Source organism: Ancylomarina sp. (assembly GCF_041555295.1).
In the GTDB taxonomy this organism is placed as follows: domain Bacteria; phylum Bacteroidota; class Bacteroidia; order Bacteroidales; family Marinifilaceae; genus Ancylomarina.
The window spans coordinates 1-8,997 of sequence record NZ_JBFFKR010000135.1 but is presented as its reverse complement, the minus strand read 5'-3'; the positions used below and the strand labels follow the sequence as shown (position 1 = coordinate 8,997).

7 protein-coding genes are annotated in these 8,997 nt (G+C 36.2%); all 7 read left to right on the top strand.

What is annotated here, in order from left to right; translation table 11 throughout:
• Positions 1-859, top strand: an 859-nt coding sequence (gene mgtE, locus ABY905_RS10445; RefSeq protein ID WP_372643390.1) for a magnesium transporter, incomplete at its 5' end; no start/stop codon positions are given.
• A 338-nt stretch (positions 860-1,197) separates the two neighbouring features.
• Positions 1,198-2,730 carry a bifunctional phosphoribosylaminoimidazolecarboxamide formyltransferase/IMP cyclohydrolase gene (gene purH / locus ABY905_RS10440; protein ID WP_372643387.1) on the top strand — a complete coding sequence of 511 codons (1,533 nt, stop codon included), beginning with the start codon at positions 1,198-1,200 and terminating at the stop codon, positions 2,728-2,730.
• A gap of 132 nt (positions 2,731-2,862) precedes the next feature.
• Positions 2,863-3,885, top strand: a complete 1,023-nt coding sequence (locus ABY905_RS10435; RefSeq protein ID WP_372643384.1) for a rod shape-determining protein — start codon at positions 2,863-2,865, stop codon at positions 3,883-3,885.
• Positions 3,886-3,999: 114 nt separating this feature from the next.
• Positions 4,000-4,827, top strand: a complete 828-nt coding sequence (gene mreC, locus ABY905_RS10430; protein WP_372643382.1) for a rod shape-determining protein MreC — start codon at positions 4,000-4,002, stop codon at positions 4,825-4,827.
• A complete protein-coding gene (gene mreD / locus ABY905_RS10425) occupies positions 4,824-5,327 on the top strand; it encodes a rod shape-determining protein MreD (protein WP_372643379.1) in 504 nt (167 codons plus the stop codon). The genes mreC and mreD overlap by 4 nt, the downstream gene beginning before the upstream one ends.
• Positions 5,328-5,343: 16 nt before the next feature.
• Positions 5,344-7,194, top strand: coding sequence for a penicillin-binding protein 2 (gene mrdA / locus ABY905_RS10420; RefSeq protein WP_372643376.1), 1,851 nt, complete (start codon positions 5,344-5,346; stop codon positions 7,192-7,194).
• A gap of 20 nt (positions 7,195-7,214) precedes the next feature.
• Positions 7,215-8,639: a rod shape-determining protein RodA gene (gene rodA, locus ABY905_RS10415; protein ID WP_372643373.1), complete on the top strand. Its 1,425-nt coding sequence runs from the start codon at positions 7,215-7,217 to the stop codon at positions 8,637-8,639.
• Positions 8,640-8,997 lie beyond the last annotated feature (358 nt).

Below are 8,997 nucleotides of genomic sequence, written 5' to 3'. Positions count from 1 at the left end.
TATTGACGAAATTTATTACGTATATGTTGTTAATGATGATGGAAAACTAATAGGAACACTATCTCTTAAAAAGATGATCCTGAGTCCTACTTCTGCCAAAATCGTTAATATTTATGAACCTGATGTCATGTCAGTACATACTGACGAATCTGACGAGGAAGTTGCTCTTATTATGGAGAAATATGACTTGGTAGCCCTCCCTGTAGTTGACAGTATCGGTCGATTAATGGGACGAATTACTATCGATGATGTTGTAGATGTGATTCGTGAGGAAGCTGAAAAAGATTATCAAATGGCATCGGGTATCTACGAAGATATTGAATCAAACGACTCCATTTGGTTACAAACCAGAGCTCGTCTACCCTGGCTACTTATAGGCTTAGTTGGGGGTGTTTTTGCAGCAATGGTTATTGCTACACATGAAACCGGCCTATCAGCTACCCCTGCTCTGGCTTTCTTTATTCCACTAATCACAGCGATGGCAGGTAATGTTGGTGTTCAGTCATCAGCAATTATTGTACAAGGTATCGCAAGTAACTCTTTAGGTATTGAAAGTACATTCAGTCGTTTAATGCGCGAATTAGGCGGAGCACTTATCAATGGTTTAACCTGTTCTTCTTTATTATTCTTATCCAATTATTTCTACAGTGATTCATTTGCATTAACCATATCTGTATCTGTAGCATTATTTGCCGTTATGATTTTTGCTGCCATAGCAGGAACCATTATTCCTTTAATGCTCCATAGAGCAAAAGTTGACCCCGCTCTTGCAACAGGCCCATTTATCACAACATTAAATGATATTGTTGGGTTATTCATCTACCTTTCAATTGGAGCATATTTTTATAGTATAGTTTAATCATATAATATTTCCTTCTAGTATCTCAAAATACGATTTGATGTGCTAGAAGGATTATTTCATATCACACATTCTACCATAAAAATCACAATAAACTCAAAGGCTTAATTAATCCTCAACCTACTGTCCTATAGAGAGAATAAAAAATCTCAAAATTTGCATAAAAAAGCTCTATTTATAAGTCTTATTTTTTAGGCTTTTTCTTAACTTTGCGTGAAACTAATCACAACTGCATAAAACATTAATCTCTAGTGAATTACGCCAGCCACTCTAGTTTGGAAGATATTTTACTGAAAAGTTAATTTTCGACTCATATAAATTACCCCAAAAAAAGAATCATGAAAAGAGCTCTAATCAGTGTTTTTGATAAGACAAATATTGTTGAATTTGCAAGAGAACTAGACCAATTAGGATGGGAAATCATTTCTACCGGAGGGACTTCTGCTAAATTTAAAGCTGAGGGAATTCCTGTAATGGATATTTCAGATCTAACACAATTTCCAGAATGTTTTGATGGTCGAGTAAAAACGCTTCATCCTAACGTTGAAGGTGGAATCTTAGCTATTCGCGATAACGAAATGCATCAGAAACAGATGAAAGAATTAGGTATAGAGGCTATAGATATTGTCGTTTGTAACCTATACCCTTTCAAACAAACTATTTTAAATCCTGAAGCTGGGCACGAAGAAATTATCGAAAACATCGACATAGGTGGTCCAACTATGCTTAGAGCAGCAGCAAAGAACTATAAATTCGTTTCAGTTATTACAGATCCTAAGGATTATGATACTGTTATTGCAGAACTTAAAGAAAATGGCTCAACAAGTTTCGAAACTAAAGAACTACTTGCAGCTAAAGTGTTTCAACACACCGCACACTACGATGCTTTAATTTCGAACTATTTCAACACAAAGCTGGATATCAAATCTCCAGATACGATTACTTTAACTTACGAGAAGAAGCAAGATCTTAGATATGGTGAAAACCCACATCAGAAAGCAAGTTTCTATGCTCAGATTAAAGAGACTGAAGGCACACTTACTGCGGCCAACAAAATTCATGGTAAGGAACTTTCTTATAATAATATTGGTGATACAGACGGGGCTTTAGAAACCTTGAAAGAATATACAGAACCAACAATTGTTGCAGCAAAACATGCTAATCCTTGTGGAATAGGCAGTGCTCCAACTATTGCTGAAGCATTCAAGAAAGCTTACGAAGCAGATCCTGTTTCAATCTTTGGAGGTATTATTGCTTCAAACCGTGAAATTGATGCTGCTACGGCTGAAATAATGAGCTCGATTTTCCTTGAAGTTATTGTTGCTCCATCATACAGTGCTGAAGCGCTAGAAATATTAACTAAGAAAAAGAATTTAAGATTATTGGAACTTCCAGAAATCTTAAAAACTGGATATTCAACCTTTAAAGCACGTACTGTTTTAGGAGGATTATTAATTCAGGAACAAGATCAGGAATTATTTAACGATGAGTTGAAAGTTGTAAGTGAGCGTCAGCCATCTGAAAGAGAAATGGAAGATCTTATTTTCGCATGGAAAGCAGTTAAACACGCCAAATCGAATGGTATTGCTATTGCCAAAAACTTAACTACAACGGGCGTGGGTCCAGGACAAGTTAGTCGTATTTGGGCTTTAGAAAATGCAATCCGTCAGGGTGGTGAAAATATCAAAGGAAGTGCAATGGCATCGGATGCTTTTTTCCCTTTCGGTGATTGTGTTGAAGCTGCAAACGAAGCTGGAATTACAGCAATTATCCAACCTGGTGGCTCTATTCGTGATCAAGAATCAATCGATTTAGCTAACAAGTATAAGATTGCTATGGTATTTACAGGAATGCGCCATTTTAAACATTAAAATTATATTCAGAATCTTTGTTTCGAGCAGTGTATTAATCCTAAGAAACTTGCTAACTTAGGATGCTTCTAAACCTAGAGGACAAAGTTCTGAAAATATAACAACAGATAAAACCGAGATACACACGACTATATGGGATTTTTTTCATTCATGACACAGGAAATAGCCATCGACCTGGGAACGGCAAACACAATCATCATTTGTGATGATAAGATTGTGGTTGACGAACCTTCGATTGTGGCAATTGACAGGCGCACCGAAAAAATGGTGGCTATTGGCGAGAAGGCACGCCAAATGCAAGGTAAAACTCACGACAACCTTCGTACTATACGTCCCTTACGCGACGGAGTAATTGCAGACTTTAATGCTGCCGAACAAATGATTCGTGGGATGATCAAAATGATCAACAAAAAGCCACGTTTATTTCCTCCATCACTAAGAATGGTAATTTGTATCCCATCGGGAAGTACCGAGGTTGAACTTCGAGCTGTCCGTGACTCGTCGGAGCATGCCGGTGGTAGAGATGTTTATATGATTTATGAACCAATGGCTGCAGCTATTGGTATCGGCATAGATGTTGAAGCTCCTGAAGGTAACATGGTAGTAGATATAGGAGGTGGTACAACTGAAATTGCGGTAATCTCACTGGGAGGTATTGTTACCAATAAATCAATCCGAATTGCTGGTGATGATTTAACTGCAGATATTCAGGAATACATGCGTCACCAACACAATATCAAAATTGGTGAGCGTACTGCTGAAGACATCAAGATTCATGTTGGATCTGCCCTTTCGGAACTAGAAGATCCACCTGCTGATTTCCGTGTCCAAGGACCAAATCAGATGACTGCTCTTCCAATTGAAATACCCGTTTCATATCAGGAAATTGCACACTGTCTTGAAAAATCAATTTCTAAAATTGAGATTGCTATTTTGAGTGCATTGGAGCAAACACCTCCTGAGTTGTATGCTGATATTGTGAACCATGGTATTTATCTAGCTGGAGGTGGTGCACTGCTTCGTGGTCTTGATAAACGTTTGATGAATAAATTAAATATTCCATTCCATATTGCCGAAGATCCATTGAGAGCTGTAGCAAGAGGAACAGGTATCGCACTTAAGAATGTGAAAAACTTCTCATTCTTAATGAGATAAATACATAGCAAATGGTATGATTCGATATCATTTGCGAATTATAGCTTATTGGTTAGTTAATAGATTAACTAGCCAATAAGCATAAATCAAATTTGCTTACCTCTTTACAATTGAATGAAGAATCTACTCCAAATCATTGTCAGATTTCATTTCACAATTCTATTCTTGATAATAGAGTTGGTTTGTTTTTTACTAATCGTAAACAACAATAACTATCACAAAACGGTATTCCTAAACTCTAACAATGCTATAAGCGGAGGCATTTACAACAGAGTAAATTCTTTTAGTGATTACGTTAGACTGACTAAAATTAACGATCAGTTAAGTAACGAAAATACCTTGCTCCACAATTTACTTTCAGAAAACTACAAGCTTTCTGCTGATTCATTTTTCTTTTACAATGATTCTCTCTTCAAGCAACAGTATGTTTATCGCTCGGCAAAAGTGATTAACAACTCAATAAATAAACAACGAAATTACATTACCCTTAATAAAGGGCGAAACCAAGGAATACAGCCAGAAATGGGCGTTGTTGCCAATAATGGTGTTATTGGTATCGTAAAATCTGTATCAGACAACTACTCAACCGTTCTTTCCCTGCTGAATAGCAGACTAAAAATATCAGCTAAGATTAAGAAGAACAATCACCATGGATCATTCTATTGGGATGGCAAAGATTACCGTAAAGCAAGATTAATTGAAATCCCATCTCATGTTGACATCAAAATTGGTGACACAATAACGACAAGTAGTTTTTCTTCTATTTTCCCGGAAGGTATACTTCTTGGAACTGCTGAAGAGGTATTACCGTCTACTGGAGGTAACTTCCGCGAAGTTATTGTCTTGTTAAGTAACGATTTCAATCAAATATCGTATGTTGATGTGGTAGGGGATTTATTGAAAAATGAACGATTAGAATTAGAAAAAGAGGTTGAAAAATGAATTTTATAGTTAAAAATATTATCCGATTTATAATACTAATCTTACTTCAGGTTACTATTTTTAATAACATTCAGCTAAGTGGTTTCATCAACCCTTACCTGTATGTTCTATTCATTTTATTGCTTCCTTTTGAAACACCACCTTGGCTATTATTGGTTTTGTCATTCTTTATGGGACTCAGCATAGATGTTTTCTCAAATACTATTGGCATACACGCTTCTGCTTGTGTTTTTATGGGATTTTTAAGGCCTTATATATTAAATTACATTTCTGTTCGAGATAACTATGAATGCAACATTGAACAAGGGCTATACGTATACGGATTTTCATGGTTTTTTAAATACGCCCTTATTCTAATTCTTGCTCATCATAGCTTCCTATTTATAGTTGAGGTTTTTTCTTTTAACAACTTTGGCGACACATTAATCAGAATCATACTAAGTAGTATTTTCACTTTAATACTTGTTATCACAAGCCAATTTGTCATTTCAAAAAAATAAAATTGTCTGAACAGATATGAATAACTATTCAAACCGAAGATTTATTATTGGAGGCATCTTTGCCTTTGTTATTCTAATATTCCTAATCAGACTCTTCAACATTCAAATTGTTACCGATGAATACAAGCTTTCAGCTGAGAGTAATTCTCAACGCAGAGTAACTCAATATGCCGCACGTGGTTTAATCTACGATAGAAATGGTGAACTTTTAGTTTACAATCAAGCAGCGTACGATTTAATGATTATACCACGTCAGGTTAAAACATTCGATACACTAGATTTTTGCTACTTAATTGGCGTTAATAAAGAAGATGTTATTCATCGAATTAAGAAAGCAAAAAAACACTCTAGATATCGTTCCTCAATTTTTATCAAACAGCTCTCTTCAGAACGATATGCCGTTCTACAGGAAAAACTTTATAAATATCCTGGCTTTTTTGTTCAAACTCGTACCCTTAGAAAATACCCTCATCATAATGCAGCACATACCTTAGGCTATTTAGGTGAGGTCAATGGTAGGCACATCAAAAATGACAAGTACTATAGTCAAGGTGACTATATTGGGAAAAGTGGACTTGAAAGTACATACGAAGAAGCATTACGAGGGGTAAAAGGATTGAAAGTCTATTGGGTAGATGTTTACAACAGAATCAAAGGATCTTTCCATGATGGCGGCCTAGATAGGAATGCGATTGAGGGACAAAATATCACAACAACTTTGGACATTAACCTGCAAGAGTACGCCGAAAAACTCATGCAAAATAAAAAAGGCGGTATCGTTGCGATTGAGCCTAAAACTGGTGAAATTCTAGTTAAACTATCAAGTCCTGGTTACGATCCTGAGATGTTTGTCGGTAGAGCCATGTCAACAAACTACAATGAACTTGCAAATAATGATTCACTTAGACCCTTATTTGATCGTTCAATGATGGCCACTTATCCTCCAGGCTCGATTTTCAAACTTATTAATGCACTCGTCGCCTTGCAAGAAGGCATTATCACGCCTAGAACAAAAATCGCATGTCAGAATGGGTACCATGCAGGTCGCTTTACCATGGGCTGTCACAATCACCGTTCTCCATTAGACCTAAAAGAATCCATACAACATTCTTGCAATGCCTATTACGCTCAAACATTTCGCAACATACTTGATGCTCCTCACTTTGGATCAGCTAGTGCGGGATATACCAATTGGAGGAAACATGCGTGCTCATTCGGATTTGGATCAGAACTTGGCACCGATCTGCCCAGTGAACTTTCTGGTTTTGTTCCTAAAGCCAGCTATTATACAAAAACATATAGAACCAAAAATTGGCGCTCTTTAAATGTCGTATCTTTAGCTATCGGTCAAGGTGAATTATCAATCACTCCTCTTCAAATGGCTAATATGGTTGCTTGTATTGCCAACCGAGGCTATTATTATACACCTCATATTGTGAAATCAATCGGAACTGATGGGAAAATAGATTCAAAATTTCTAGAAAAAAGACAGACTACCATTGATGCAAAATACTTTGAACCTGTAATTGAGGGTATGGATATGGTCGTTCATGGGGAAGATGGAAGTACGGGTAAATCAGCTGCTATTAAAGACATACGTGTATGTGGGAAAACTGGCACGGTTGAAAATTCGCATGGAGATGATCATTCCGTTTTTGTAGCTTTTGCTCCCAAAGATGATCCTAAAATTGCCATTGTCGTTTATGTAGAAAATGGGGTATGGGGATCAAGATATGCAGCACCTATTTCGGGTTTAATGATTGAAAAGTATCTGAAAGGTGAGATTTCTAAAAACAAGAAGTATTTAGAGAAAAGAATGCTTGAAGCAGATTTGATCAACATCAAAGAAGACAAGCAAGACGAATAGAAAAAAAAAGAAGAGTAGCTATGAATAGAAGAGTAAGCCTAATTAAAAACTTGGATTGGATAACCATTTTGCTTTATGCTATATTGGTATTTTTGGGCTGGATAAATATATACGCTGCTGTCTACAACGAAGATCATCAAAGTATTTTTGATGCCACCCAGCGTTATGGAAAACAATTAATATGGATTGGTGCAGCAATTTTTATCGCCATCATTATTCTTACGATTGAAAGTAAGTTTTATTCTGCTTTTGCCTACCCCACTCTCATACTCATGATTGCACTTCTGTTAGCTGTTCTTGTTTTTGGAGTTAAAGTAAACGGAGCACGCTCATGGTTTCAACTTGGTACTATTCGTTTTCAGCCCGCTGAGTTCGCCAAATTCGCAACCAATCTCGCAATAGCCAGATATATAAGTCAATACAATTTTAAAATTCATAAAATTAAATCACTGTTCATTACAGGACTTATACTCTTTACTCCTGCGGTTCTAATTTTAATGCAAAATGATACAGGCTCTGCCTTAGTCTATTCTGTTTTCATTCTCGTGCTTTACAGAGAAGGCTTATCTGGATTTGTATTATTATTAACCTTACTCGCAGCTGTTTTCTTTATCTTTACGCTTATCTATTCAAGTTTCACAGTAGCTATACTAATCGTTATTATAGCAGCAGTAAGTTTGAAAATGATTGGTGTACAAGTGAAACAAATTGCATTAGCATTTGCCTTACTTGCTGGTAGTTTTGGAACCTTGTGGCTAATTAATAAAGGGACAGATTTACAGCTTGGAAATTTCTCTTTGCTAGTAATTTCTGTTCTTCTAAACACCATTCCTTTTCTTGCCTATACTTATCGAAGTAAAATTAAAAATGCAGCTCTTATTCTTTTATTAGTCATCGGAAGTTTGCTTTATACCTTTTCGGTTAGTTATATTTTTGATCGGGTTTTAGAGCCTCATCAACAGCAAAGGATTAATGAACTCTTAGGCATTCAATCCGATCCATATGGTGCAGGATACAACGTTAATCAATCGAAAATTGCTATCGGTTCTGGAGGATTCAGCGGTAAAGGCTTTTTAAATGGGACTCAAACTAAATTCAACTTTGTCCCTGAGCAAAGTACCGATTTTATTTTCTGTACCGTAGGAGAAGAATGGGGATTCTTAGGATCTGCTCTTGTACTTATATTGCACTTAAGCCTCATCTTACGCCTTATTTTCTTGGCAGAAAGGCAACGTTCGAGCTTTAGTCGAATATATGGCTATGGTGTAGCTGCCATCCTATTTTTCCATATTGCTATAAATGTAGGTATGACAATTGGGCTAGCACCTGTTATTGGAATCCCTCTGCCCTTTTTTAGCTATGGAGGTTCATCTCTATGGTCTTTTACTATTCTACTCTTTATCTTTGTTAGATTAGATGCTAACAGGCTAGAACTACTAAGATAGATAAAACGTATACTTGAGTTTACCTATCCTATTCATGATGAGAATTAATAAAGAGCTTACGACTTTATCGTTTAAGCCCTATTAACTCTAGAGGCACCTTCAGTTTAACTGTATGCAACAAATCAACTAAAGTCTGTTAGAAACAATAAGAAAGAGCTTAGTAACAAATAAATAAACCCAAGATATTATAAGTTAGATTCTGTCATATCCTTTTAATACTTAATCAAAAGCAATCAGGGATCAGTTACAAAAGTTGGGTCTGCGATTAATTCATCATATCTTTACGTGCATAAAATTGAATATATTTTTCTCTTATGCACAAGTCCATATTATCCTTATTCTTTCCAGCAGGTCTTTT